Genomic DNA, 24,635 nt, shown 5'->3' on the forward strand with positions numbered 1-24,635 from the left:
CTCCCCGCCCCCGCGGCGGCCCCCGCCCCCGCCGAGACCTGGACCGCGTCCGCCTTCGCCCTCCCCACCACCCGCGCCCTCGCCGCCCGCGGCACCTTCTGACCCCCGGCTGTCAGGCAGGCGCAGGGGAACGAGCCGGGGGCCCGGGGAACGGCGGGCTCGGGCTGCTGGCGGCCGGGGCCCGTCGAAGGTCCGTGCTGCTCCGGGCCGGGACAGCACCCGAAGCAACCCGCACCCCGCCTCCGTCTCCGCCTCCCGTCTAGAAAGCCCCTCGCACCGCCCGCGCCCGCCGCAGGTCGTCCGTGGAGTCGGACAGGTTCCGCCGCAGCGCGGGCGTCAGCCCCGGGTCGGCGAGCGCCGCCTCCGCGGCCGCCACCACCTCGGGCGTGGCCTGGGCGTCCGGGAAGAGGGTCCGGCCGAGCAGCCGGGTGACGATGTCGCTGCGGTCGGCGGCGCCGGTGACCTCCGCGAAGAAGCGCAGCGCGTACGCGTGCTGCCGCTCGGGGTCGCCGGAGGCCCAGAAGCCGCGGGCGGTGGCCTCCAGGACGCGGTTGGACGCCGTGCCGGCGGAGTCGAACAGGATCTCCCAGGCCCGGGCCTTGGCCTCCTCCCCGGGCCGGGCCGCCAGGGCCCTGGCGGCGCCGAACTCGGCTTCGCTGCCCGGTTCGCGGGCCGCCTCGGCGGCGATCGCGTCCTCGTCGAGTTCGCCGAGCGCGGCCAGCCGGGCCAGTCCGGCCCAGCGCAGTTCCGGTCCGACGGTCAGCCCGTCCGGCAGTTCCTTCCCGGCCAACCAGCTGCGCAGTTCGGCGAGTTGGTGCTCGCCGCCGCTGCTCTCGACCGCGGCGCGCAGCGCGGCGAGCCGCAGCCCGTGGCCGCCGCCCCCGGCGAGCAGGGCGCGGGCGGTGCGGCTGACGACGGCCAGGGCGTCGGCGCGGCGGGCCGGGGGCAGGTAGTGGCCGACGACGTGGGTGCGGGCGAAGGCGAGGACCCGTTCGACGATGTTGTCGGAGGTCTCGGCGGGCAGGTGGCGCTCGACCAGGCCGAGGTAGGCGGCGGGGGAGAGTTCGGCGTCCCGGACGAGGTCGCGGGCGTGCTCCCACAGGACGGCGCGGGTGACCTCGTCCGCGACGGTGGAGAGCGACTCCTCGACCGCCCGCCAGGAGTCCGGGTCGAGCCGGATCTTGGCCCAGGTGAGGTCGCCGTCGTTGGGGACGACCAGGGTCGCACCGGCCTCGACCAGGGCGGGGACGGCGACCCGGCGGCCGGGGCCGATCTCGACCGGGACGCGGCCGACGGGGACGAGGCGGCCGTGCTCGCTGCGGTAGCCGCCGATCTCGACCAGGTGCGGGCGGCTGCCCTCGTTGACGACGGTCAGCGCGGTCAGGGTGCCGTCGGCGGCCCGTCCGGTCTCGGCGCGCAGCGTGTCGACGCCGCTGGTGCGCAGCCAGTCGTCCGCCCAGGCGTGCACGTCGCGGCCGCTGCTGGCGCTCAACGCGGCCAGGAAGTCCGGGAGTTCGGCGTTGCCGTAGAGGTGGTCGGCGAAGTACGCGTTGAGGCCGGCGAAGAAGGCCTCGTCGCCGAGCCAGGCGACGAGCTGGCGCAGCGCGGAGGCGCCCTTGGCGTACGAGATGCCGTCGAAGTTGACCATGGCCTCGGCGACCGAGCGGGTGCCGTTCCCGGCGACGGGGTGGGTGGAGGCGCGCTGGTCGGCGTCGTAGCCCCAGCCCTTGCGCTCGGCGGAGAAGCCGGTCCAGGCGCCGGTGAAGCGGGTGGCCTCGGCGGCGACCCGGTAGCCGAGCATCTCGGCGAAGGACTCGTTCAGCCACAGGTCGTCCCACCAGCGCATGGTGACCAGGTCGCCGAACCACATGTGGGCCATCTCGTGGCAGACCACCATGGCGCGGCGCTCGTGCTCGGCCTCGGTGGCCGGGGAGCGGAACAGCATCTCGTCGCGGAAGACCACGCAGCCGGGGTTCTCCATCGCGCCCCAGTTGAACTCGGGGACGAAGGCCTGGTGGTACTCGCCGAACGGGTAGCGCTCGTCGAAGAGCTGGTGCAGCCGGTCCAGCGAGGCGGCCGTCACCTCGAACAACTCGGGCGCCTCGCGGTCGAGTTCGGCGGCCAGCGAGCGGCGGGCGTGCAGGCCGAGCGGGATGCCGTCGTGCTCGGCGTGCACCGAGTGCAGCGGGCCGCCGACCACGGTGAACAGGTAGGTGGAGATCGGCTTGGTCGGCGCGAACTCCCAACGCCCGTCCTCGCCGCGGACCTTGGCGCCGTTGCCGACCAGGGTCCAGTCCGCGGGGGCGGTGGCGGTCAGCGTGAACGGGGCCTTCAGGTCGGGCTGGTCGAAGCAGGCGAACACCTTGGCCGCCAGGTCGGGCCCGCAGGTGGCGTACGCGTACACCGCGCCGTCGGCCGGGTCGGTGTAGCGGTGCAGGCCCTCGCCGGTGCGCGAGTAGCGCATCTCGGCCTCCACCAGCAGCGTGTTCTCCGCGCGCAGGCCGGGCAGGGCGAGCCGGTTGCCGTCGAGGGCGGCGGGGTCCAGCGGCTGCCCGTTCAGGACGGCGCGCCGCAGCAGCGCCGGGTCGACGTCGACGAAGCTGTCGGCGCCGGGTTCGCCGCACCGGAACCGGATCTCGGTGGTGCTGACGAACCGGTCCGGGCCGCGGGTGAGGTCGAGGTCGACGGTGTAGCCGTCGACCTCCAGCAGGCGGGCACGGACAGTTGCTTCGGATCGTTGCAGTGCTGGCATGTCCGCATGCTCGCCGAGGCCCCCCGCGGCGGGCAAGCGCCCCGGGGCGGATTCGCTCGCGGCGTACCCCCGCGGGCGGGGGCGGCCGAGGTGTTCGACCCGGATTCGCCCGCGGCGTACCCCGGTGGGCAGGGCGGTTTGGCTAGGCTGTGGCAGCGGCGGCGATTCGAGGAGGAGCACGTGACGACTGTTCTGGTCCAGGGCGGGAACGCATCCCTGGGTTCGGCCCGGGTCGTGGTCGAGGTCAGCGCACCCAAGCAACTGGACGTGTCCGGGCTGCTGCTGACCGCGGCGGGCAAGGTCCGTTCGGACGCCGACTTCGTCTTCTTCAACGCCCCGAACGGCCCCGGCGTGACGCACCGCCCGGCCACCGGCGGCGGCCCCGACGCGATCGTCGTGGACACCGCGGCGGTGCCCGGCGAGATCACCCGGATCGTGGTGACCGCCTCGCTCGACGACCGGCAGGCCACCTTCGCCGGGACGGAGCCCACCGCGACCGTCCGGGACGCCGACACCGGCCGCGAGCTGTTCACCTTCACCCCGCCGCGGCTGTCCCGGGAGACCGCCCTGGTGGTCGTCGAGGTCTACCGGCGCGGCGCCGAGTGGAAGGTCCGCGCGGTCGGCCAGGGGTACGCCGACGGGCTGGCCGGGATCGCCACCGACTTCGGCGTCTCGGTCGAGGAGCCGCCCCCGGCCGCCGCGACCACCGCGGCCGCCGCTCAGCCCGCCCCGCCCGCAGCGCCCCCCGCGGCCCCCGCGGCCCCGCCGATGCCCGGCACCGCGCCCCAGGCGCCCTCCTCCCCGCCCCCCATGCCGTCCGGTTCGCCCGCCGTCGGCAAGATCACCCTGGACAAGGGCCGGGTCAACCTGGTCAAGGGCGGCTCGGTCTCGCTGGAGAAGGGCGGGAAGCCGCTGCTCTCCTCGGTCCGGATGGGCCTGGGCTGGGAGCCCGCCGGGCACGGCCGCAACATCGACCTGGACGCCTCGGTGATCGCCTTCGACGCCCAGCGCAACAAGATCGACACCGCCTGGTTCATGAAGCTCGTCATCTTCAACGGCGCGATCGCGCACTCCGGCGACAACCTGACCGGCAAGGGCGGCGGCGACGACGAGGCCATCACCGTCCACCTCGGCGGGCTGCCCGCCGAGGTCTGCGGCCTGGTCTTCGTGGTCAACTCCTTCTCCGGGCAGAAGTTCACCGACATCAAGAGCGCCTACTGCCGCCTGGTCGACCCCGGCAACGACCAGGAGCTGGTCCGCTTCGACCTGGCCCAGTCCGAGCCGCACACCGGCGTCGCCATGTGCAAGCTGGTGCGCCAGTTCTCCGGCGAGTGGGTGATGACCGCCCTCGGCGAGTACGTCGACGCCAAGACCGCCCGCAGCATGGTCAAGCCCGCCGCCGCGATGCTCTGACGTGCCACCGGACGGCCCCGCCCGCACCCGCTTCCACGTCCGCCTCCGGCCGCCCCGGCCCCGCCGGAGGCGCTCGACCCGTTCGACGAGGGGCCGTACGACCACGCCGTCCTCACGATGACCGGCTGCTCCGACCTCGCCGCCACCCGCAGCAACACCGTCACCGCCCGGCGGACCTGCGACGCCCTGTCCTCCTACGGCCTCCCCCACTTCGCCCGCCGCTCCGGCGCCGACGAGCCGCCCGGAACACCCGAGCCACCCGGAACGCCCGGAGGGCCCGCGGCACGAAGCCACGGGCCCTCCGGCGACGCCTGACGACGGCTCAGCCGCGGGTGGCCATCGCGCGCAGGAAGAAGGTCAGGTTGGCGGGGCGCTCCGCGAGGCGGCGCATGAAGTAGCCGTACCACTCCTGGCCGTAGGGGAGGTAGACCCGCATGGTGTTGCCGGCCTCGGCGAGGCGCAGCTGCTCCTCGGGGCGGATGCCGTAGAGCATCTGGTACTCGAACGAGGAGACGTCGCGCTTGTTCCACTCGGCGAGCTGACCGGCGATCTTGATCATGTTGGGGTCGTGCGAGGCCACCATCGGGTAGCCCTCGCCCGCCATCAGGATCTTGAGCGCGCGGACGTACGCGAGGTCGACGTCGCGCTTGCCCTGGAAGGCGACCGACTCGGGCTCCTTGTAGGCGCCCTTGCAGATGCGCACCCGCGAGCCCTCGTGGGCGAGGTCGCGGCAGTCGGCCTCGGTGCGGCGCAGGTAGGCCTGGAGGACGACGCCCAGCCACGGGAAGTCGGCGCGCAGTTCGCGGGCGATGGCGAGGGTGGAGTCGGTGGTGGTGTGGTCCTCCATGTCGAGGGTCACGGTGGTGCCCGCGTCGGCGGCGGCCTCGCAGATGCGGCGGGCGTTCTCCAGGGCGATCTTCTCGCCGTCCACGGGGAGGAACTGGCCGACGGCGGAGAGCTTGACGGAGACCTCGGCGTCCGCGGCCAGGCCGGTCTCCTTGAGGGCGGCCAGCAGGTGCTCGTAGGCGAGGGCGGTGCCGGCGGCCTGGTCGGCGTCCTTGGTGTCCTCGCCGAGGTGGTCGAGGGTGACCTTGCGGCCGCTGGCCACCAGCTTCTCGGTGGCGGCCACACCCTGGTCGAGCCGGTCGCCGGCGACGAAGCGCTCGACGATCGCGTGGGTGGGCGGGAACTTCTCGACCATGGTGCGCACCTGCGGGGAGCGCGAGGCGGCGAGGAGGGCGGAACGGAGCATCGTGGACTCCCGGCGAAGCGGATCAGCTGGTGGAGAAGAAGGGGGGACGGCCGGCCGGAGGTGGTGGCCGGCCGTCGCGGGGGCCTGGTCAGCCCATGTGGGGGTAGCGGTAGTCCGTCGGCGGGACGAACGTCTCCTTGATGGAGCGGGTGGACGTCCAGCGCGTCAGGTTCTGCTTGGCACCGGCCTTGTCGTTGGTGCCGGAGGCCCGGCCGCCGCCGAAGGGCTGCTGGCCGACGACGGCGCCGGTCGGCTTGTCGTTGATGTAGAAGTTGCCGGCCGCGTTGCGCAGGACGCGCATCGCGTGCTCGACGGCCTCGCGGTCCTGGGCGATGATCGAGCCGGTCAGGCCGTACGGGGAGACCGACTCCATCTGCGCGAGCATCGCGTCGTAGTCATCGTCCCGGTAGACGTGCACGGCGAGGATCGGGCCGAAGTACTCGTCGCGGAAGTACTCGGCGGCCGGGTCCTGGCAGACCAGCACGGTCGGGCGGACGAAGTAGCCGACCGAGTCGTCGTACGTGCCGCCGGCCAGCACCTCGACCTGCGGGTCGGCCTTGGCGCGGTCGATCGCGGCCTTGTTCTTGGCGAAGGAGCGCTCGTCGATGACGGCGCCCATGAAGTTGGCGAGGTCGGTGACGTCGCCCATGGTGAGCCACTCGACCTCGTCGCGGAAGTCGTCCTTGATCTCGGCCCAGATCGAGGCCGGGACGTACGCGCGGGACAGCGCCGAGCACTTCTGGCCCTGGAACTCGAAGGCGCCGCGGGTCATCGCGGTCTTCAGCACGGCCTTGTCGGCGGACGGGTGGGCGACCAGGAAGTCCTTGCCGCCGGTCTCGCCGACGATCCGCGGGTAGGTGCGGTAGCCGGCGATGTTCTCGCCGACGGTGCGCCACAGGTGCTGGAAGGTGGCGGTGGAGCCGGTGAAGTGGATGCCGGCCAGCGTGGGGTGCTTCAGCGCGACCTCGGAGACGGCCAGGCCGTCGCCGGTGACCATGTTGATGACGCCCTTGGGCAGGCCCGCGGCCTCCAGCAGCTGCATCAGGTAGTGCGCGGCGAACTGCTGGGTGGGGGACGGCTTCCAGATCACCACGTTGCCCATCAGCGCGGGCGCGGTCGGCAGGTTGCCCGCGATCGCGGTGAAGTTGAACGGGGTGATCGCGTAGACGAAGCCCTCCAGCGGGCGGTGGTCGGTGCGGTTCCACACGCCGTCCGAGGAGATCGGCTGCTCGGCCAGGATCTGCCGGGCGAAGTGCACGTTGAAGCGCAGGAAGTCGACCAGCTCGCAGGGGGTGTCGATCTCCGCCTGCTGGGCGGTCTTCGACTGGCCGAGCATGGTGGCCGCGGCGAGGGTCTCCCGCCACGGCCCGGCCAGCAGGTCCGCGGCGCGCAGGAAGATCGCGGCGCGGGAGTCGAAGGAGAGCGCCTGCCAGGCCGGCGCGGCGGCCAGCGCGGTGTCGACGGCTTCGCGCGCGTCGTCCTGGGTCGCGTTGCGCAGCGTGCCGAGTCGGGCAGCGTGGTTGTGCGGCTGCACGACGTGGATCTCGGAGCCGCCGCCGAGGCGGTGCTCACCGTTGATCGTCATGGTGAGCTGGATCGGCCCCTGGCCGCCCAGCTCCTTCAGCTTGGCCTCCAGCCGGGCCCGTTCGGGGCTGCCGGGGGCGTAGCTGTGGACCGGCTCGTTCACCGGCGCGGGGACCTGGGTCACAGCATCCATGGCGCGCACGCTCTCCTTCTCGTCATGGGGAGCCGGTGAGGGTCGCACACCGGCCGTGGAGAAACGCTATTCCCCGCTCCTGCCCGCTTCTGTTGGCCGGACCGCCAAATTCCCCCGCTCGCCGTTGTCCGCCCGGACGAACAGCGTCACGCCCCGGTCACGGCCGCCGTTTCCTGTCCGCCTCGCTAAACTCGGCCCCCGGATCTTGTCCGTCCCGACGAACCCGCCCTGACCTGCGCCCGACCGCCCGAACGCCCGAACGCCCGAACGCCCGAGCGCCCCGAACGCCCGCCTCCCGCCTCCCGCCCCGTCGCGGTCAAGCTGGACGGGCCGGGGCAGGCCGACGCGCTGCGCGAGGCCGCCACCGAGGCCGGGGTGGCGCTGCTGTCGGTGCGCCGGGAGACCCGCTGGGAGCACCTCGACTCGCTCACCCGCACCCTGCTCTCCGGCGCCGACGACCCGGACGGCACCGGCGGCACCGGCCCCGGCGGGCCCGCCACCGGCGACCTGTTCTCGCTCGCCCAGACGGTGGCCGTCCTCACCGGCGGCATCGTCTCGATCGAGGACACCTCCAGCCGGGTGCTGGCCTACTCCCGCACCTCGGAGACCGACGAGGTCGACGACCTGCGCCGGCTGTCCATCCTCGGCCGCCAGGGCCCCGAACCGTACCTGGCCAAGCTCCGCGAGTGGGGCGTCTTCTCGCACCTGCGCGGCTCCGAGGGCGCGATCGAGATCGCCGCCCACCCGGAACTGGGCATCCGCCGCCGCCTGGCCATCGCGATCCGCTCCGGCGCGCAGCCGCTCGGCACGATCTGGGTGCAGGAGGGCTCCCGCCCGCTGACCGACACCGCCGAGCAGGCCCTGGTCGGCGCCGCCCGGGTCGCGGCCGGCCAACTGGTGCGCCGCCGCCGCGAGTTGTCGGCCGACACCCGGCTCACCCAGACCCTGCTGACCGGCCTGCTGGAGGGCTCCACCGGCCCGCAGTCACTGGCCACCCACCTCGGCCTGGACGTGCGCCGCCCCGTCACCGTCCTCGCCTACGCCCCCGCCGCCACCGACGGCCGGGACGCCGAACTCTCCCGCGACGAGGTCACCGGCCTGATCTCGGTGCACACCGCCGCCCGCCACCGCGGCGCCCTGCTCGCCCCGGTCGACTCCCGGGTCTACGTGCTGCTGCCCGAACTCCCGCCCGGCCTGCCGCCCGCGACCCTGCGGGACTGGACGCAGGAGACCGTCGACGCCGCCCGCGACCACCTCTCCATCCCGCTGCGGGCCGCGATCGGCCCCACCGTCCCCGGCCTCGCGGACGTCCCCGCCTCCCGCGCCCAGGCCGACCGGATCCTCGACGCGATGGGCCGCGGCGGCGTCGTCCCCGACGTCGCCGCCCTCCAGGACGTCCAGGCCGAGGTGCTGGTCTCCGAGGTCCTCGCCCTGCTCCAGGACCGCCCCGAACTCCGCGACCCCCGCCTGACCGCCCTCACCGCCTACGACACCCGCCACCGCACCCGCCTCGCCGAGTCCGTCCTCGCCTACCTCGACGCCCTCGGCGAGGTCCGCACCGCGGCCGACGCCCTGCACATCCACCCCAACACCCTCCGCTACCGGGTCCGGCGGGCCGAGCAGCTCACCGGCCTCGACCTCGCCCAGCCCCAGCAGCGCCTGCTCGCCATGCTCCAACTGAGGCTCCCCGACTGAGGCTCCCCGACCGAGGCTCCCCGACTGGAACCCCGCGCCCCCGCCAACGGCAAGGTCCGCCCGCGGAGAGCAGCACCCTCCCCGGACGGACCCCACCGCTCAACGCCGCGTCACATCCGGTGCCACGGCCCCGTGATCGCCAGCATGATGCCCGGGTCCTGGATGTTCGCGAACAGCGTCCGCCCGTCGTGCGAGAAGGTCACGCCGGTGAACTCGCTGTACTCCGGCTCCTCCTCCGTCCCGAGGTTGAGCTCGTTGCGCGCCAGCGCGTAGGTCCGCCCGTCCGTGGTGGCGCCGAACAGGTGCTGCAGGCCGTTGCCGTCCTCGGCGATGATCAGGCCGCCGTGGGGCGAGACGGTGATGTTGTCGGGGCCGTCGAAGTTGCCCTTGTCGGCCCAGATCTCGTTGTTGACGCCGAGGATGACCTTCAGGGTCAGGGTGCGCCGGGCCGGGTTGTAGAACCAGACCTGCCCGTCGTGCTGCAGCGGCGACTCCTCGCGGGCGAAGGAGGAGACGAAGTAGATGCCGTTGTCGCCCCACCACATGCCTTCGAGCTTGCGGGCCCGGGTGATCTCGCCGTCCTTGAACTGCTTGCGGATCGAGGTGGTGCGGGCGTCGCGGTCCTGGACCTTGACCCAGTCGGCGCCGTACGTGGTGCCGGGCTTGGTGGCCCGGGACAGGTCGTCGACCAGCTTGCCCTGGGAGTCGAACGCCTTCAGCGCCTCGAACCCGCCCGCGTCGGCGGCCAGGGTGCGCAGCTTGCCCTTGCCGTGCCTGAAGCCGGCCGGCGGGGTCCAGCGGTAGAGCAGGCCGTTGGGCTTGGACGCGTCCTCGGTCAGGTAGGCGTGGCCGCGCTTCTCGTCGATGACGACGGCCTCGTGGGCGAACCGGCCGAACGCCTTGATCGGCTGCGGGTCGCGGTTGGCGTCCTGGTCGTGCGGGTCGACCTCGAAGACGTAGCCGTGGTCCTTGGTGAAGCCGTTGGTGCCGGCCTTGTCCTCGGTCTCCTCGCAGGTCAGCCAGGTGCCCCACGGGGTGGCGCCGCCGGCGCAGTTGGTGGCGGTGCCGGCGATGCCGACCCACTCGCGGACCTGCCGCTTGCCGTGCCCGTGCCCCTTGCCGTGCTCGTCGCCGCGGCCGTGGCCGTGGCCGGAGACCTCGACGACGGTGCAGCCGCCGGCCGCGGCCGGGTCGTAGACGTGGCCCTCCAGCAGCGGCACGGGGTGCGGCCACTTGGAGCGCGGCCCGGCCAGCTCGTGGTTGTTGACCAGCAGGGTCGCGCCGTGGCGGCCCTCGAACGCGGCGGTGCCGTCGTGGTTGCTGGGGGTGGACTCGCCGGTGACCAGGGTGGTCTGGCCGGTGCGGGTGATGATCTCGTACGAGAAGCCCTTCGGCAGCGCCAGGACGCCCTCGGGGTCGGACACCAGCTCGCCGTAGCCGACCGCGGTGTGCCCGCCCTTGGCGAGCGCGGCGTCACCGCCCGCGGGGGCGGCGATCGCGCCGGGGGCGGTGGCGAGCACCTCGGCGCTGCCGGCGATCAGGACGCCTGCCCCGAGCATGGTCGAACGGTTCACGAAGTCCCGGCGGGACAGCGACATGACGGTCACTCCTGGAGGAGGGGATGTGCTTCGGTGACCGACAGATTCCGGGCCGCACGTGAACCGCGCGTGAATCGGACGCAGCTTCAGCGTGCCGATCTACTGACCATAGGCCCCTGCACGCCCCGCCCCGCCCCTCACCGCCTTGACCGCTCTACCGCCCTGACCGCCCTGACCGCTCTACCGCCGCGCCCGGTGCTGGGTGCGCTCGACCCGCCACTGCTCCCAGGCGGTCAGCCAGGCGTCCTCGGTGCCCGCGGGCAGTTCGGGCGTGCCGCCCGCCCACAGCCGCTCCCAGGCCCGCTGCGCGGGCAGGCTCGGCACCTCGCTGGCGAAGGCCGTGTACCGGACGACCTCCTCCACGGCGGCCGCGCCCTCGATCGTGCCGCCCACCCAGTCCGCGTGGAAGGCGAGCCGGCTCAGGTGGTTGACCATCGAGGTGACGGCCTCGTCGGCCTCCTCCCGGGTCTCCGAGGCCAGCCGCATCTGCTGCCGCACCGCCGTCTCCCAGCGGGCCTTCCGGTCCTCGCCGCGCAGGTGCCGGGGCAGCCGGGCCGGGCGCCCGGCCCGCTGCTGGGCGAGCATCGCACCGGTGCGCTCGACGGCCTGCAGGACGAGTTCGCGGTGCGCCTGGAGGCCCAGTTCGGCCGGTTCCGGTGCCGGGTCGGCGGGGCTGCGGTCGGCCCGCAGCGCGGCGACCTGACGCAGCATCACCGTCCGGCCGACGATGTACCGCTCGAAGTCGGTGATCCGGCGCAGCTCCACCGAGCCGGGCGCCAGCCCGCGCCCGGTCACCGTCACCGTGGTGGCGCCGACCCGCAGCCGGCCCGCCCAGACGGTGCCGTGCCCGGCCGCGGTCCGCGAGTCCTCGTGGACCTGCACGGGGTGCGGCTCGCCGTCCACCGTGATCCACTCGCGCAGCGCCCGCACGCCCCCGACGGTGTCGCCCTCGTCGACGCCCAGGTGCTCGTAGACCCGGTCGCGCTCGTCCTCGACCACGTCCTCCAGGTCGGGCAGCAGGGCGGCCGGTCCGGCCCCGGCCCGGTGGGTGCGGACCGTCACGTACGGTCCGTGCACGGAGCTCCAGTCGCCCGAGCGGACCTCCACCGACTCCAGTTCGCCGTCGGCGAGCCCGTACTCGGCCAGCACGTCCCAGCCCGGCACCCCGCCGGCCCCGTGCACCCAGCCGAACACCGGGAACCCCGCGCCCGCCAGCACCTGGCGGCCGTACGCCTCCTGGTCCGCATACACCCCGTCGAGGTCCCAGGCCCCGCCCGTGCCCTGCCACATCATCCCTCGCCGCACCCCCGGCCGCTCGCCACTCCAACGCCGCCTTACCTTACGGCCCAAGGGAGCTGTCGAGCCATCAGACGGACGGGGAGGGCTTGCGAAGACCCTGCGGCGGGCCCGCCCGGAGCCCGCCGCACCGCAGCCCGCCGCGGCCCGCCGCAGGCCGCCGCAGGCCGCCGCCGGGGAACGGCAGCGTCACGCGCCCTGCGCGCGCAGCGAGCGCGCCTTGACCGCCGCGCGCCGGGCCTCCTTGGCGACCTTGCGGTCCAGGTGCAGTTCGCCGACGGCCTCCAGCACCTCGACCGTCATCGGGTGCGGCACCCGCCAGACCTCGCCGAAGTAGCTGGCCGGGTTGTCGGTCACCGGCAGGTCCGCGACCAGGGCCTGCAGGCGGCCGCCCTCGCCCGCGGTGAGCAGCATGACGGCGGCCATCGAGTCGACGATCCGCCAGAGCGCGACCTCGCGCTCCGCCGCCGGGACGTCCGCGCCGCGGGCGCGCAGCCACTCGCGGGCCAGCCCGCCCAGCTCGGGGTCGTCGACGACCTCCCGCACGGGGGCGGCCGCCTCCTCGCCGATCTCGCCGAGGCCGAGCACGCAGTAGTAGCGGCGCACCGGCGACTGCACGTCGCGGCCGCGGGCCCCGGCGAGCAGGTCGCGGGCGGCGTCCAGCGGGGCCCGGGCGGCGAGCCAGGCCTTCAGCTCGGCCTCGGCGAACAGCTGCCCGTCCTCGGCGAGGGCGCGCAGCAGCGCGGGGCCGTCCTGGTCGGCGAGGTCGCCGATCAGCGGGGCGTCGTAGCCGTCGGCGAGCAGCCACTCGCGGACGGCGTACTGGCCGAGCGGGGTGAGCCGGACGGTGCCGAAGCGGGCGGCGTCCTCCTCGGTGAGCGGCCGGTCGGTGTCCAGCACCTCGGCGCCCTCGCCGTCCCCGCCGTCCCCGCCCTCCTCGAACAGGTCGGGGTCGATCGGGCGGTGCTCGACCAGGCCGAGTTCGGCGAGGTCGCCGAGCATCGGGTCGAGGACGACCATCAGGTCGGTGATCTCGCCGAGCATCTCCTCGTCGGGTTCCTGCCCGTCCGGGACGACCAGCAGCGCGGCCAGCACGCCCAGCGGGACGGTCTCGGCGCCGGGCTCGGCGAACGCGGTGGCCTCGTACAGGGTGTGCAGCGCCTCGTCGAGGATCTCGGCGGCCTGGTCGCGGGCGTCCTCGACCTCGGCCAGGCCGTCGGAGTCGTCGCGCCCGCCGCCCTCGACCACCTCGGGGTCGACCGACTCGGCCTCGGCGGCCAGCTCGCGCACCAGCTCCGCGGCCTCGAACCACAGGCCCAGGACGGCGGCGGGCTCGCCCGCCTCGACCGCGTCCAGGTCGGGGCCGGGGATCGCGACGTGCGCGCCCTCCTCGGTGGTGCCGGTCTCCACCAGGTCCAGGTCGCAGGCCAGCGCCCAGGCCCGCATCGCCTCGACCACGTCCTCCTCGTCCGGCTCCTCGGCGCCGAGCATCCGGGCGGCCTGCACCCGGTCGGCCTCGCCGAGGTCGCCGTGCTCGTCGACCTCGCGGTGCGGGGCAACCCAGCGGGCCAGCGCGACGACCCGGGAGATCAGCGGGACGGCGAGGGCCGCCGCGGCGAGCTCGGCGTCCTCGGGCAGGGCGATCGGCGGGATCAGGACGGCCGTGTCGTCCGGGTCCTCGTCCGCGCTCTGCGCGCCGTACAGGTCGGCGAGGTCGTAGTCGGCGGGCAGTAGGCCCTCGGCCTCGGACGGCTGCTGGTCAGGGGTGTTACGGCTACGTCCGGCCATCGCGCGCGTTCTCCCGGGTGCGTCGCAGGGCACCGCCGTCCGGGGGCGCGGCCCGCCCGGGGGGCGGCGGACGCGGGGAGCGGCGGAGCGGGCCGGTGCGTGTCGGCCCGTCAACCCAGCGTATCGGCCGCCACGGACGCCCGCCTGAGCTGCGGGGGCGTGCCCCCGAACGAGTGGGGAGGTGCGTCCGAACGAGTGCCCGGGGCACGTATCCTTCGGGGGGCGACGCGCACCACCCCCGCGCGCGCCCCCGGAACCCGGAGCGACGGCGCTCCGCGCTCCGCGTACCACGTGCACACCCGCACCGTCCGGGCCGCGCCGCCACACCCCGGCCCGGCGATGCCCCGCGGCGCCTTGCCACAGGAGACCCCTGCCATGGCGGACCTCTCCCCCGCCGGCCCCGGCCTGAGCACCGCTCAGTACGCCGGCCGCCGACTGTCGGAGGCCCTGCTTCCGCTGGAACTCGCGCCCCGCAAGCAGCTCCAGCTCTCCGCGATCAGCCGCTGGAACGCGCTGCGCGGCATCCGCGTCGGCCTGGTCGCCGCCGCCCTGCTGCTGATGCTGATCGGCGCGAACCTCGCCACCCCGCTCTACCCGGTGCTCCAGCAGCGCCTCGGGCTGAACCCGCTCGACACCACGGTCCTGTTCACGGTCTACGTGTTCGCGCTCGTCCCGGTGCTCGCCGCGGTCGGCCACTGGTCGGACCACCTCGGGCGGCGCGCCCTGATCCTGCCCGCGGTCGCGCTCGCCGCCGCCGGGGACGCCGTCTTCGCCACCGCCGGGTCCTTCTGGCAGCTGGCCGCCGGACGGGCCGTGCAGGGCGTCGCGGTCGGCCTGTCCACCGGCGCGGCCGGCGCCGCCCTCGGCGACCTGCTGCCCGACCGGCCCACCCTGGCCGCCAAACTCACCCTGGCCTGCTCCGCGGGCGGCGTCGCCCTCGGCCCGCTGGTCGGCGCCGCGCTCACCAACGACGCGGACCCGCTGCTCGGCCCGTTCCTGCCGCACGCCGTCGCGCTGCTCGCGCTGTGCGTCCCGCTCGCCCTGCTGCACCCGCGGATGCCCGGCCCGCACCGGCCCCCGGCCTCCCCGCCGCGCATCACCACCCCCGCCCACCTGCGGCCCCGCCGCCTGCGGCTGCCCCGCACCGGACGCCGCGAGTTCCTGCTCGCCGCCGCCGCGGGCTTCCTCTCGTACGCGGTCTTCGGCGTCTACCTGGCCCTGGCCCCCGCCTTCTCCGCCACCCTGCTGCACACCCGCTCCCCGCTCGCGGGCGCCGCCGTCGCCGCCCTGCTGCTCGGCTCGTCCGCCGCCGCCCAGCTGCTCGTCCCGCCCACCTCCGACCGGGTCGTGGTCGCCGCCGGACTCACCGGCCTCGCCGCGGGCCTCGGCCTGCTCACCGCGGCCACCGCCACCGGCACCCCCGCGCTGCTCTTCGTCGGCAGCGTCCTGGCCGGCGCCTGCCAGGGCATCGCCTTCCGCTCCCTGTTCACCGCCACCGTCGCCGCCCTCGACCCGGCCCGCCGCGGCAGCGAACTCTCCGCCCTCTGGGTGGTCGTCTACCTCGGCTCCTCCGCCCCGATCATCGCCGTCGGCGCCCTCGTCCGCTCCTACGGCCTGCTCCCCGCCGTCACCGCCTTCGCCCTCACCGCCGCCACCGCCGCCCTCGCCCTCGCCGCCACCGTCCTGCACCGCCCCCGCTGACCGGCCCCCACCGGTGGCGGGGACGGTGCAGGCGACCGCAAGCGAGCCGAAACCGTGACCGGCCCCGCCGCAGGCCCCCGCCACCCGTTTCACCCGCCGGTGGCGGACCCCGCGTTGACGCTCCGCGGTGGCACGCCGCCCACGGCGGGGCGGGGGCCGAGGAGCAGGTCCACCGCGGAACCGGCGATCTCCAGCGCCCTGCCGACGTCCGCGTCCGGAACGCCACCGCGCGGGTCCGCGGGCGCGGCGGTGGCAACGGCGGTAGCCGCAGTGGGGCGGGGGCCGGGGCGCTTCCGGGCCGAGGCCGTGGCCGAGCTCGTGGCCCGGGGCGCGGCCGGTGCGGACGGCACGGCGGACGCGGGCGGCGCGGACGGTGCCGCGGCCACGGGGAGCGGAGCCGGCGCCGGAGCCGGAGCGGAGCCGTCCTGGGCGGGCGGCACCTCCGGCGCGGCGGAGCCGGGAACCGCCACCGCGGGCCCGCCGTCCGCCCCACCGCCCGCGAGGCCGGCCACGGCCGCACCGCCCCCGCCGATCAGGACGAGCGCCCCGGCCGCCGCCCCTGCGATCCGCAGCCGTCGGCGCCGCCGCTGCGCGCGCTCGTGCCGCTCGGCCATCGCGGCCCAGTCCGGCTGCCCGCCCCACTGCCCGCCGTCAGCCCCGACATCCATGGTCACGCAGTGTAGTTCGGCCCGGGACCGCGGGGATCCACGCGAAAGGGGCGGGAACCCGGAGGTTCCCGCCCCTGTCCGATGCCGGTCCGTCGCTCAGACGTTGAAGCCGAGCGCGCGCAGCTGGTCGCGGCCCTCGTCGGTGATCTTGTCGGGGCCCCACGGCGGCATCCAGACCCAGTTGATCCGCAGGTCCTTGACCAGGCCGTCGGTGGCGGTGCGGGCCTGGTCCTCGATGACGTCGGTGAGGGGGCAGGCCGCGGAGGTCAGCGTCATGTCGACGGTGGCGGTGTCGTCCTCGTCGATGTGCAGGCCGTAGATCAGGCCGAGGTTGACGACGTCGATGCCCAGTTCGGGGTCGACGACGTCCATCAGGGCCTCCATGAGGTCCTCGGTGGAGACCGTCCCCGCGCTGGTGAACGCACCGGGGCTGTCGGACGCCCCAGGAGCCCCAGCGGCCCCGTCGGCCTCGGGAGCCGCAGCCTCCACGCCCTCCACGGCCTCCACGGCCGTCTCGTTCTCGCTCATGAATGCAGTGTCCTATCGGGCGTCAGTCGGTGGTCTCGGTGATCGCGGGCTGGCCGCCGAGCGCCTTGGCGGTGGCGTCCTTCCAGGCCATCCAGCTGAGCAGGGCGCACTTGACCCGGGCCGGGTACTTGGAGACCCCGGCGAAGGCGACGGCGTCCTCCAGCAGGTCCTCGTCGCCCTCGGACTGGCCCTTGCTCTGCATCAGCTCCAGGAAGGCCTCCTGGATCTGCTGGGCCTCGCCGACGGACTTGCCGACCACCAGGTCGTTGAGCACGGAGGCGGAGGCCTGGCTGATCGAGCAGCCCTGCGAGTCGTAGGAGACGTCGGCGACGACGGCACCGTCGAGCCGCACCCGCAGGGTGATCTCGTCCCCGCAGGTCGGGTTGACGTGGTGGACCTCGGCGTCCCCGTCCCGCAGCCCCTTGCCGTGGGGGTTGCGGTAGTGGTCCAGGATGATCTCCTGGTACATCGAGTCGAGCTTCATCGCAGCCACCTCAGCCGAAGAAGTTGCGGACGTGGTGGAGGCCGTCGATCAGCGCGTCCACCTCGCCGGGCGTGGAGTACAGGTAGAACGACGCCCTGGTGGTCGCCGGAATTCCGTACCGCAGGCAGACCGGCCGCGCGCAGTGGTGGCCGACCCGGACCGCGATGCCCTGCTCGTCGAGGACCTGGCCGACGTCGTGCGGGTGGATGTCGCCGAGCGTGAAGGAGATCGCCGCGCCGCGGTCGACGGCCGTGCGCGGGCCGATGATCCGCAGGTCGGGCACCTCGGCGAGGCGCTCGATGGCGTACGCGGTGATCGCGTGCTCGTGCGCGGCGACCTTGTCCATGCCGATCGCCGACAGGTAGTCGATGGCGGCGCCGAGGCCGACGGCCTGGGCGATCGGCGGGGTGCCGGCCTCGAACTTGTGCGGCGCGGGGGCGTAGGTGGACGAGCCCATGGTGACGGTCTCGATCATCTCGCCGCCGCCGAGGAACGGCGGGAGGTCCTCCAGCAGCTCCTGCCGTCCCCACAGCACGCCGATGCCGGTGGGGGCGAGCATCTTGTGGCCGGTGAAGGCGACGAAGTCGGCCTCCAGCGCCTGCACGTCGAGCACGGCGTGCGGGGCGGCCTGCGAGGCGTCGATGCAGACCAGCGCGCCGACGGACTGCGCCTTGCGGACGATCTCCTCCACCGGGTTGACGGTGCCCAGCAGGTTGGAGACCAGCGTCACCGAGACGATCTTCGTCTTCTCGGTGATCAGCTCGTCGATGTTCGACAGGTCGAGCCGGCCCTCGTCGGTGAGCGAGAACCACTTCAGCTTCGCGCCGGTGCGCTGCGCGAGCAGCTGCCACGGCACGATGTTGGAGTGGTGCTCCATCTCGGTGATCACGATCTCCGAGTCGGCGTCGACCTTGTACGGCTCCTCGGCCCAGCCCAGCATGTTGGCGACCAGGTTGAGCGACTCGGAGGCGTTCTTGGTGAAGATCACCTCGTTGCGGCTGGGCGCGTTGACGAAGGCGGCGACCTTGTCGCGGGCGCCCTCGTACAGCGCGGTGGCCTCCTCGGCGAGCACGTGCACGCCGCGGTGGACGTTGGCGTTGTGCTGCTCGTAGTAGGCGTTGAGGGCGTCCAGCACCTGGCGCGGCTTCTGCGAGGTCGCCGCGTTGTCCAGGTACACCAGGGGCTTGCCGTCGTGCAGCTGCCGCGACAGGACCGGGAAGTCCTTGCGGATGGCGTCGGTGTCGAGGAGTCCGGTCAGATGGGAATGGGTCACTCGGAAGCGCCGCCCTTCACGTAGCTCTCGTAGCCCTCTTCCTCCAGCTTGTCGGCGAGCTCGGCACCGCCGGACTCGACGATCTTGCCGGCCGCGAAGACGTGGACGTAGTCGGGCTTGATGTAGCGCAGGATGCGGGTGTAGTGGGTGACCAGCAGGGTGCCGACCTCGCCGGTGGAGCGGACCCGGTTGATGCCCTCGGAGACGATCCGCAGCGCGTCGACGTCCAGGCCGGAGTCGGTCTCGTCGAGGATCGCGATCTTCGGCTTGAGCAGCTCCAGCTGGAGGATCTCGTGGCGCTTCTTCTCGCCGCCGGAGAAGCCCTCGTTGACGTTGCGCTCGGCGAACGCCGGGTCCATGTGCAGGGCGGCCATCGCCTCCTTGACCTCCTTGACCCACAGCCGCAGCTTGGGGGCCTCGCCGCGGACGGCGGTGGCGGCGGTGCGCAGGAAGTTGGAGACCGAGACGCCGGGCACCTCGACCGGGTACTGCATGGCCAGGAACACGCCGGCCCGGGCGCGCTCGTCGACGGACATCTCCAGCACGTCCTCGCCGTCCAGCAGCACCTGGCCGCCGGTGACGGTGTACTTGGGGTGACCGGCCAGCGAGTAGGCCAGGGTCGACTTGCCGGAGCCGTTCGGACCCATGATCGCGTGGGTCTCGCCCTGCTTGACCGTCAGGTCGACGCCGCGCAGGATCTCCCGCGGACCGCCCTCAGCGTTGACGGAGACGTGCAGGTCGCGGATTTCAAGCGTTGCCATGGGGTACTCAGTTCTCCTGGTTGACGGAGACGAGCACATCGTCCCCTTCGATCTTTACGGGGTAGACGGCGACCGGCCTGGTCGCGGGCAGCCCGGACGGCTTGCCGGTGCGCAGGTCGAAGCTGGAGCCGTGCAGCCAGCACTCGATCATGCAGTCCTCGACCTCGCCCTCGGACAGCGAGACGTTGGCGTGCGAGCAGGTGTCGTTGATCGCGAACACACCCTCGTCGGTGCGGACGATCGCCACCGGGACGCCGTTCAGCTCCACCTTCTTGGGCACGTCCTCCTGCAGGACGCTCAGCGCGCAGGCCCGGACGTAGCTCATGCCACGGTCTCTTCCAGCTCGGCCTCGATCTTCTCCAGCAGCCGGTCCTGGATCTCGGCGACGCCGATCTGCTGGACCAGCTCGGCGAAGAAGCCGCGCACCACCAGGCGGCGGGCCTCGTCGGCCGGGATGCCGCGGGACTGCAGGTAGAACAGCTGCTCGTCGTCGAAGCGGCCGGTCGCCGAGGCGTGGCCGGCGCCGACGATCTCGCCGGTCTCGATCTCCAGGTTCGGGACGGAGTCGACCCGGGCGCCGTCGGTGAGCACCAGGTTGCGGTTGAGCTCGTAGGTGTCGGTGCCGAGCGCGGCCGCGCGGATCAGCACGTCGCCGATCCACACCGCGTGCGCGTCCTGGCCCTGGAGGGCGCCCTTGTAGGCGACGTTGGAGCGGCAGTGCGGGGTGTCGTGGTCGATCACCAGGCGGTGCTCCAGGTGCTGCCCGGCGTCCGCGAAGTACAGGCCGAACAGCTCGGCCTCGCCGCCGGGGGCGGCGTAGTTGACCCGGGGGTGCAGGCGCACCACGTCGCCGCCGAAGGTGACGACCACCGACTTGAACGAGGCGTCCCGGCCGACCAGCGCGTTCTGCTGGGCGACGTGCACCGCGTCCCGCTCCCAGTCCTGGACGGAGACGAAGGTCAGCTTGGCGCCGTCGCCGACCAGCAGGTCGACGTTGGCGGCCCGGGTGCCGGTGCCGGTGTGGTTCAGCACCACGACGGCCTCGGCGAACGGCTTGACCTCGACCACCAGGTGGGCGAAGGCGGTGCCGCCCTCGCCGTGCACGTCGATCCGGACCGGCTCGGTGAGCACCGTCTCCTTGGGGACGGTCACCACCAGGGCCTGCTCGAAGGCGCTGAACGCCTGCGCGGCGACCCGGTCCACCGGGGTGCCGGCCTTGCCGACCCGGGCGTCGTCGCGGCCGACCAGCTCGGAGGTGACGCCCTCCGGCAGGCCCAGCTCGATCTTGTCCTCGCCGCGCGCCGCCTCCAGCGCCTTGCCGTCGTGCAGCCCGCCGAGGCGGTGCAGCGGGGTGAACCGCCAGTCCTCCTCGCGGCCGGTCGGCACCGGGAAGTCGGCGACGTCGAAGGACGGCTTGACGGCGACCCGGGCGTCGATCGGCTGCCGGACGGTGTCGCGCCCGGTGCCCGGGCCGGCGAGCTGCGCGCCGGCGGTGCCGACCTCGATCGAGCCGGCGGTGGTGGAGCCGGGGGTGTTCTGCTCAGCCATGGCTGTTCGTGTTGCTCTCTTTCGGGAATGGTCGACGGGCGGCGGGGCTGACGGGCGTCAGCCGACCGCACCCTCCATCTGCAGCTCGATCAGCCGGTTCAGCTCCAGCGCGTACTCCATCGGCAGCTCGCGGGCGATCGGCTCGACGAAGCCGCGCACGATCATCGCCATCGCCTCGGTCTCGCTCAGGCCGCGGCTCATCAGGTAGAAGAGCTGGTCCTCGGAGACCTTGGAGACGGTCGCCTCGTGGCCCATCGACACGTCGTCCTCGCGGACGTCCACGTACGGGTAGGTGTCCGAGCGGGAGACGGTGTCCACCAGCAGCGCGTCGCACAGCACGTTCGACTTGGCGCCGTGCGAGCCCTCGCCGATCTCGATCAGGCCGCGGTAGGAGGTGCGGCCGCCGCCGCGCGCCACCGACTTGGAGACGATGTGCGAGGAGGTGTTCGGCGCCATGTGGACCATCTTCGCGCCGGCGTCCTGGTGCTGGCCCTCGCCCGCGAAGGCGATCGACAGGGTCTCGCCCTTGGCGTGCTCGCCCATCAGGTAGACGGCCGGGTACTTCATGGTGACCTTGGAGCCGATGTTGCCGTCGATCCACTCCATGGTCGCGCCCTCGTACGCCACGGCGCGCTTGGTGACCAGGTTGTAGACGTTGTTCGACCAGTTCTGGATGGTCGTGTAGCGGCAGCGGCCGCCCTTCTTGACGATGATCTCGACGACCGCGGAGTGCAGCGAGTCCGAGGAGTAGATCGGCGCGGTGCAGCCCTCGACGTAGTGGACGTAGGCGTCCTCGTCGACGATGATCAGCGTCCGCTCGAACTGGCCCATGTTCTCGGTGTTGATCCGGAAGTAGGCCTGGAGCGGGATGTCCACGTGCACGCCCTTCGGCACGTAGATGAACGACCCGCCGGACCACACCGCGGTGTTCAGCGCGGCGAACTTGTTGTCGCCGGCCGGGATGACGGTGCCGAAGTACTCCTTGAAGAGCTCCGGGTGCTCCTTGAGCGCGGTGTCGGTGTCCAGGAAGATGACGCCCTGCTCCTCCAGGTCCTCGCGGATCTGGTGGTAGACGACCTCGGACTCGTACTGGGCGGCGACACCGGCGACCAGGCGCTGCTTCTCCGCCTCCGGGATGCCCAGCTTGTCGTAGGTGGCCTTGATGTCGGCGGGCAGGTCCTCCCAGGACTCGGCCTGCTTCTCGGTCGAGCGGACGAAGTACTTGATGTTGTCGAAGTCGATGCCCGACAGGTCGGAGCCCCAGGTCGGCATCGGCTTCTTGCCGAACAGCTTGAGGCCCTTGAGGCGGAGGTCCAGCATCCACTCGGACTCGTTCTTCTTCGCCGAGATGTCGCGGACGACCGCCTCGCTCAGACCGCGCTTGGCGGTGGCGCCGGCGGTGTCCGAGTCGGCCCAGCCGTACTCGTACGTGCCGAGGCCTTCGAGCTCGGGGTGTGCGATGTCAGTCATGCGAGGTTCCTCCGCGCGGACGAGCCGTTTTCGATGGGGGACGTACCGGCAGTCGGCGCGGCACCGGGCGTCCGGGAGGACGACGGTGCGGCACCGGGTGCCGGCACATACGTGGTGCAGACCCCGTCGCCGTGGGCGATGGTGGCCAGCCGTTGCACATGGGTGCCCAGGAGCTGGGAGAAGACCTCGGTCTCCGCCTCGCAGAGCTGCGGGAACTGCTCGGCGATGTGCGCGACCGGGCAGTGGTGCTGGCAGAGCTGGGCGCCGGCCGGTGCGGCGGGCGCAGCGGCGGCGGACGGGACGCGCCGCACCGTGGCAGCGTACCCGTCGGCACTGAGGGCCTCGGCCAGTGCCTCGGCGCGCCGCCCGGCGGCGGCCGCGGTCAGGGCGTCCCGGTAGCGCTCGCCCTGCTTGGCGAGCCGGGCCCGGGCGAAGGCGGCGACCGCCTCCTCGCCCGCGCTGCCGCCGCCGGCCGTCTCGGAGATCCAGCGCAGCGCGTCGGCGGCGAGCTGGTCGTAGGCCTGGTAGAAGGCGTCGCGCCCGCCGTCGGTGAGCGCGAAGACCTTGGCCGGGCGGCCCCGGCCGCGGCTGCCGTGGACCCGCTGCTCGCGGGACTCCACCAGCCCGGCGGCGGCGAGGCCGTCCAGGTGGCGGCGGACCGCGGCGGCGGTCAGGCCGAGGCGGCTGGCCAGGTCGGCGGCCGAGGAGGGGCCGTGGTCGAGGATCGAGCGGGCGACCCGGTCCCGGGTCGCCAGGTGGCCCTCGAAGAGCACCTCCGTCGCCGTCGCGGGCACGGCGCAGCCGGGAGCGTCGGGCTCCCGGCGCCGGGCTTCGTGCTCGCGGATGTTTTTCACAACACGATTGTTGCGTAATTCGTCGGCCGGAAACAAGCCGTGATCCACGCCTCACCGGTGTCGTCCATCACGAAAGGCAAGCCTTACCTGTAGGACGGCGTGAGCTGCTCCTAGACTCGCCGTATGCATGCAGACCCCGCCGTCGAGGTGACCGCACTGGTCAAGCGGTACGGCGACAAGACCGCCGTGGACGGGCTGAGCCTGACCATCGCCCGGGGCGCCGTCACCGCGGTGCTGGGCCCCAACGGCGCGGGCAAGACCACCACGATCGAGACCTGCGAGGGCTACCGCCGCCCCGACGCGGGCACCGTCCGGGTCCTCGGCCTGGACCCGGTCGCCCAGGCCGGGCAGCTGCGGCCGCGGATCGGCGTGATGCTCCAGTCCGGGGGCGTGTACGCCGGTGCGCGCGCCCTCGAAATGCTCCAGCACACCGCCAGGCTGTACGCCCACCCGCTGCCCGTCGGCCCGCTCGCCGAGCGCCTCGGCCTGGACTCCTGCGGCCGTACCCCGTACCGCCGGCTCTCCGGCGGCCAGCAGCAGCGCCTGGCCCTGGCGATGGCCGTGGTCGGCCGCCCCGAGCTGGTCTTCCTGGACGAGCCCACCGCCGGCCTCGACCCGCAGGCCCGCCGCGCCACCTGGGAGCTGGTCACCGAACTGCGCGCCGCGGGCGTCACCGTCGTCCTCACCACCCACCAGATGGACGAGGCCGAGCAGCTCGCCGACGCGGTCGCCGTCGTCGACCGCGGCAGGGTCATCGCCCAGGGCTCGCCGGACGAGCTGCGCGGCACCGACGCCCGGCTGCGCTTCGACGGCCCGCCCGCCCTCGACCTGGCCGCCCTGCGCAAGGTCCTCCCGGACCGGGCCGTCGTCACCGAGCCCTCCCCCGGCTCCTACCGCGTCGAGGCCGAACTCGACGCCGCCCTGCTGGCCGCCGTCACCGGCTGGTGCGCCGGGGCCGGGGTGATGCCCGACAAGCTCGCGGTGCAGCGCCGCAGCCTCGAAGACGTCTTCCTCGACCTGACCGGACGGGAACTGCGATGACCGCCACCGACCTCACCCCCCGCCCGGGCGCCGCCCCGGTCGGCCGGATGCTGCTCGCGCAGACCGCCCTGGAGACCAGGATGCTGCTGCGCAACGGCGAGCAGCTGCTGCTCACCGTGGTCATCCCGACCGTGCTGCTGGTGCTGTTCTCCACGGTCGACGTGGTCACCGTGGAGGGCCCGGGCGAGCGGGTCGACTTCCTGGCGCCCGGGCTGCTGGCGCTGGCGGTGATGTCCACCGCGTTCACCGGGCAGGCCATCGCCACCGGCTTCGAGCGCCGCTACGGCGTGCTCAAGCGCCTCGGCGCGACGCCGCTGCCGCGCTGGGCGCTGTTGTCCGCGAAGACCGGCTGCGTGCTGGTCACCGAACTGCTCCAGGTCCTGCTGCTGTCCGGCATCGCGCTGGCGCTGGGCTGGTCCCCGCACGGCAACCCGCTGACGGTGCTGCTCCTGCTGGTGCTGGGCACCGCCGCGTTCTCCGGCCTGGGCCTGCTGATGGCGGGCACCCTGCGGGCCGAGGCCACGCTGGCCGGGGCCAACCTGGTGTTCGTCCTGCTGCTGCTGGCGGGCGGCGTGGTCGTCCCGCTGTCGAAGTTCCCGGACGCGGTGCGCCCGGTGCTGGAGCTGCTGCCGGTCTCGGCGCTCTCCGACGGCCTGCGCTCGGTCCTCCAGCTCGGCGGCGGCGTCCCCTGGGCCGACCTCGGCGTGCTGGCCGCCTGGTCGGTGCTGGGCCTGGCCGCCGCGTCCCGGTTCTTCCGCTGGGAGTGAGCCGCCCGGCACGGGAACGGCCCCGGGAG

21 protein-coding genes are annotated in these 24,635 nt (G+C 73.7%); 6 read left to right on the top strand and 15 right to left on the bottom strand.

The features are described from left to right. Positions 1–259 precede the first annotated feature (259 nt). On the bottom strand, positions 260–2,752 hold the full coding sequence (gene pepN / locus OO57_RS12590) for an aminopeptidase N (protein ID WP_033252491.1): 2,493 nt from the start codon (positions 2,750–2,752) through the stop codon (positions 260–262). A 192-nt stretch (positions 2,753–2,944) separates the two neighbouring features. Between pepN and OO57_RS12595 the strand changes: the two genes are divergently transcribed. Both OO57_RS12595 and OO57_RS12600 read left to right on the top strand, forming a co-directional pair. After that, entirely contained in the window at positions 2,945–4,165 is a 1,221-nt protein-coding gene (locus OO57_RS12595; protein ID WP_033252542.1) for a TerD family protein, read from the top strand. A gap of 117 nt (positions 4,166–4,282) precedes the next feature. After that, a complete protein-coding gene (locus OO57_RS12600) occupies positions 4,283–4,480 on the top strand; it encodes a hypothetical protein (RefSeq protein WP_033252492.1) in 198 nt (65 codons plus the stop codon). 7 nt (positions 4,481–4,487) lie between these two features. Here OO57_RS12600 and OO57_RS12605 read toward each other — a convergent pair whose 3' ends face one another. Beyond that, positions 4,488–5,417 (bottom strand): proline dehydrogenase family protein, encoded by a 930-nt coding sequence (locus OO57_RS12605; RefSeq protein ID WP_033252493.1) that lies wholly within the window; start codon positions 5,415–5,417, stop codon positions 4,488–4,490. A gap of 88 nt (positions 5,418–5,505) precedes the next feature. After that, complete coding sequence (gene pruA, locus OO57_RS12610) at positions 5,506–7,134, bottom strand: L-glutamate gamma-semialdehyde dehydrogenase (RefSeq protein ID WP_033252494.1); 1,629 nt, start codon at positions 7,132–7,134, stop codon at positions 5,506–5,508. A 375-nt stretch (positions 7,135–7,509) separates the two neighbouring features. Here pruA and OO57_RS12615 point away from each other — a divergent pair, with 375 nt between their 5' ends. Beyond that, on the top strand, positions 7,510–8,829 hold the full coding sequence (locus OO57_RS12615; RefSeq protein WP_234337323.1) for a PucR family transcriptional regulator: 1,320 nt from the start codon (positions 7,510–7,512) through the stop codon (positions 8,827–8,829). A gap of 110 nt (positions 8,830–8,939) precedes the next feature. Here the strand turns inward: OO57_RS12615 and OO57_RS12620 are convergent, their stop codons facing one another. The 3 genes from OO57_RS12620 to OO57_RS12630 all read right to left on the bottom strand — a co-directional run bounded on the left by OO57_RS12620 (position 8,940) and on the right by OO57_RS12630 (position 13,511). Continuing rightward, positions 8,940–10,427, bottom strand: a complete 1,488-nt coding sequence (locus OO57_RS12620; RefSeq protein WP_033252495.1) for an alkaline phosphatase PhoX — start codon at positions 10,425–10,427, stop codon at positions 8,940–8,942. Between the two features lie 180 nt (positions 10,428–10,607). Then, a complete protein-coding gene (locus OO57_RS12625) occupies positions 10,608–11,720 on the bottom strand; it encodes a hypothetical protein (RefSeq protein ID WP_033252496.1) in 1,113 nt (370 codons plus the stop codon). A gap of 192 nt (positions 11,721–11,912) precedes the next feature. Then, positions 11,913–13,511, bottom strand: a complete 1,599-nt coding sequence (locus OO57_RS12630; RefSeq protein WP_051777401.1) for a hypothetical protein — start codon at positions 13,509–13,511, stop codon at positions 11,913–11,915. 375 nt (positions 13,512–13,886) lie between these two features. Here OO57_RS12630 and OO57_RS12635 point away from each other — a divergent pair, with 375 nt between their 5' ends. Beyond that, complete coding sequence (locus OO57_RS12635; protein ID WP_051777404.1) at positions 13,887–15,212, top strand: MFS transporter; 1,326 nt, start codon at positions 13,887–13,889, stop codon at positions 15,210–15,212. 89 nt (positions 15,213–15,301) lie between these two features. Here the strand turns inward: OO57_RS12635 and OO57_RS42480 are convergent, their stop codons facing one another. The 9 genes from OO57_RS42480 to OO57_RS12680 all read right to left on the bottom strand — a co-directional run bounded on the left by OO57_RS42480 (position 15,302) and on the right by OO57_RS12680 (position 22,798). After that, complete coding sequence (locus OO57_RS42480) at positions 15,302–15,880, bottom strand: hypothetical protein (protein WP_158715104.1); 579 nt, start codon at positions 15,878–15,880, stop codon at positions 15,302–15,304. Positions 15,881–15,976: 96 nt separating this feature from the next. Continuing rightward, the gene (locus OO57_RS12645; protein WP_051055973.1) at positions 15,977–16,264 is read right to left on the bottom strand and encodes a metal-sulfur cluster assembly factor; all 288 of its coding nucleotides are present in this window, start codon (positions 16,262–16,264) and stop codon (positions 15,977–15,979) included. Positions 16,265–16,430: 166 nt separating this feature from the next. Further along, on the bottom strand, positions 16,431–16,892 hold the full coding sequence (sufU, locus tag OO57_RS12650; protein ID WP_033252498.1) for a Fe-S cluster assembly sulfur transfer protein SufU: 462 nt from the start codon (positions 16,890–16,892) through the stop codon (positions 16,431–16,433). Positions 16,893–16,902: 10 nt separating this feature from the next. Further along, positions 16,903–18,165: a cysteine desulfurase gene (locus OO57_RS12655; RefSeq protein ID WP_033252499.1), complete on the bottom strand. Its 1,263-nt coding sequence runs from the start codon at positions 18,163–18,165 to the stop codon at positions 16,903–16,905. Continuing rightward, positions 18,162–18,926, bottom strand: coding sequence for a Fe-S cluster assembly ATPase SufC (gene sufC, locus OO57_RS12660; RefSeq protein WP_033252500.1), 765 nt, complete (start codon positions 18,924–18,926; stop codon positions 18,162–18,164). Before sufC ends, OO57_RS12655 begins: the two co-directional genes overlap by 4 nt. A gap of 7 nt (positions 18,927–18,933) precedes the next feature. Further along, positions 18,934–19,251 carry a non-heme iron oxygenase ferredoxin subunit gene (locus OO57_RS12665; RefSeq protein WP_033252501.1) on the bottom strand — a complete coding sequence of 106 codons (318 nt, stop codon included), beginning with the start codon at positions 19,249–19,251 and terminating at the stop codon, positions 18,934–18,936. Next, entirely contained in the window at positions 19,248–20,474 is a 1,227-nt protein-coding gene (gene sufD / locus OO57_RS12670; RefSeq protein ID WP_033252502.1) for a Fe-S cluster assembly protein SufD, read from the bottom strand. Before sufD ends, OO57_RS12665 begins: the two co-directional genes overlap by 4 nt. A 57-nt stretch (positions 20,475–20,531) precedes the next feature. After that, positions 20,532–21,944: a Fe-S cluster assembly protein SufB gene (gene sufB, locus OO57_RS12675; protein WP_033252503.1), complete on the bottom strand. Its 1,413-nt coding sequence runs from the start codon at positions 21,942–21,944 to the stop codon at positions 20,532–20,534. Further along, positions 21,941–22,798: a MarR family transcriptional regulator gene (locus OO57_RS12680; protein WP_033252504.1), complete on the bottom strand. Its 858-nt coding sequence runs from the start codon at positions 22,796–22,798 to the stop codon at positions 21,941–21,943. The genes sufB and OO57_RS12680 overlap by 4 nt, the downstream gene beginning before the upstream one ends. 123 nt (positions 22,799–22,921) lie before the next feature. On the opposite strand from OO57_RS12680, the gene OO57_RS12685 reads away from it, so the two are divergent. Both OO57_RS12685 and OO57_RS12690 read left to right on the top strand, forming a co-directional pair. Further along, positions 22,922–23,839 carry an ABC transporter ATP-binding protein gene (locus OO57_RS12685; protein WP_033252505.1) on the top strand — a complete coding sequence of 306 codons (918 nt, stop codon included), beginning with the start codon at positions 22,922–22,924 and terminating at the stop codon, positions 23,837–23,839. Then, a complete protein-coding gene (locus OO57_RS12690; protein WP_033252506.1) occupies positions 23,836–24,606 on the top strand; it encodes an ABC transporter permease in 771 nt (256 codons plus the stop codon). The genes OO57_RS12685 and OO57_RS12690 overlap by 4 nt, the downstream gene beginning before the upstream one ends. The last annotated feature ends 29 nt before the right edge of the window (positions 24,607–24,635 follow it).

This window comes from Kitasatospora phosalacinea, from assembly GCF_000717185.1.
GTDB lineage: Bacteria > Actinomycetota > Actinomycetes > Streptomycetales > Streptomycetaceae > Kitasatospora > Kitasatospora phosalacinea_A.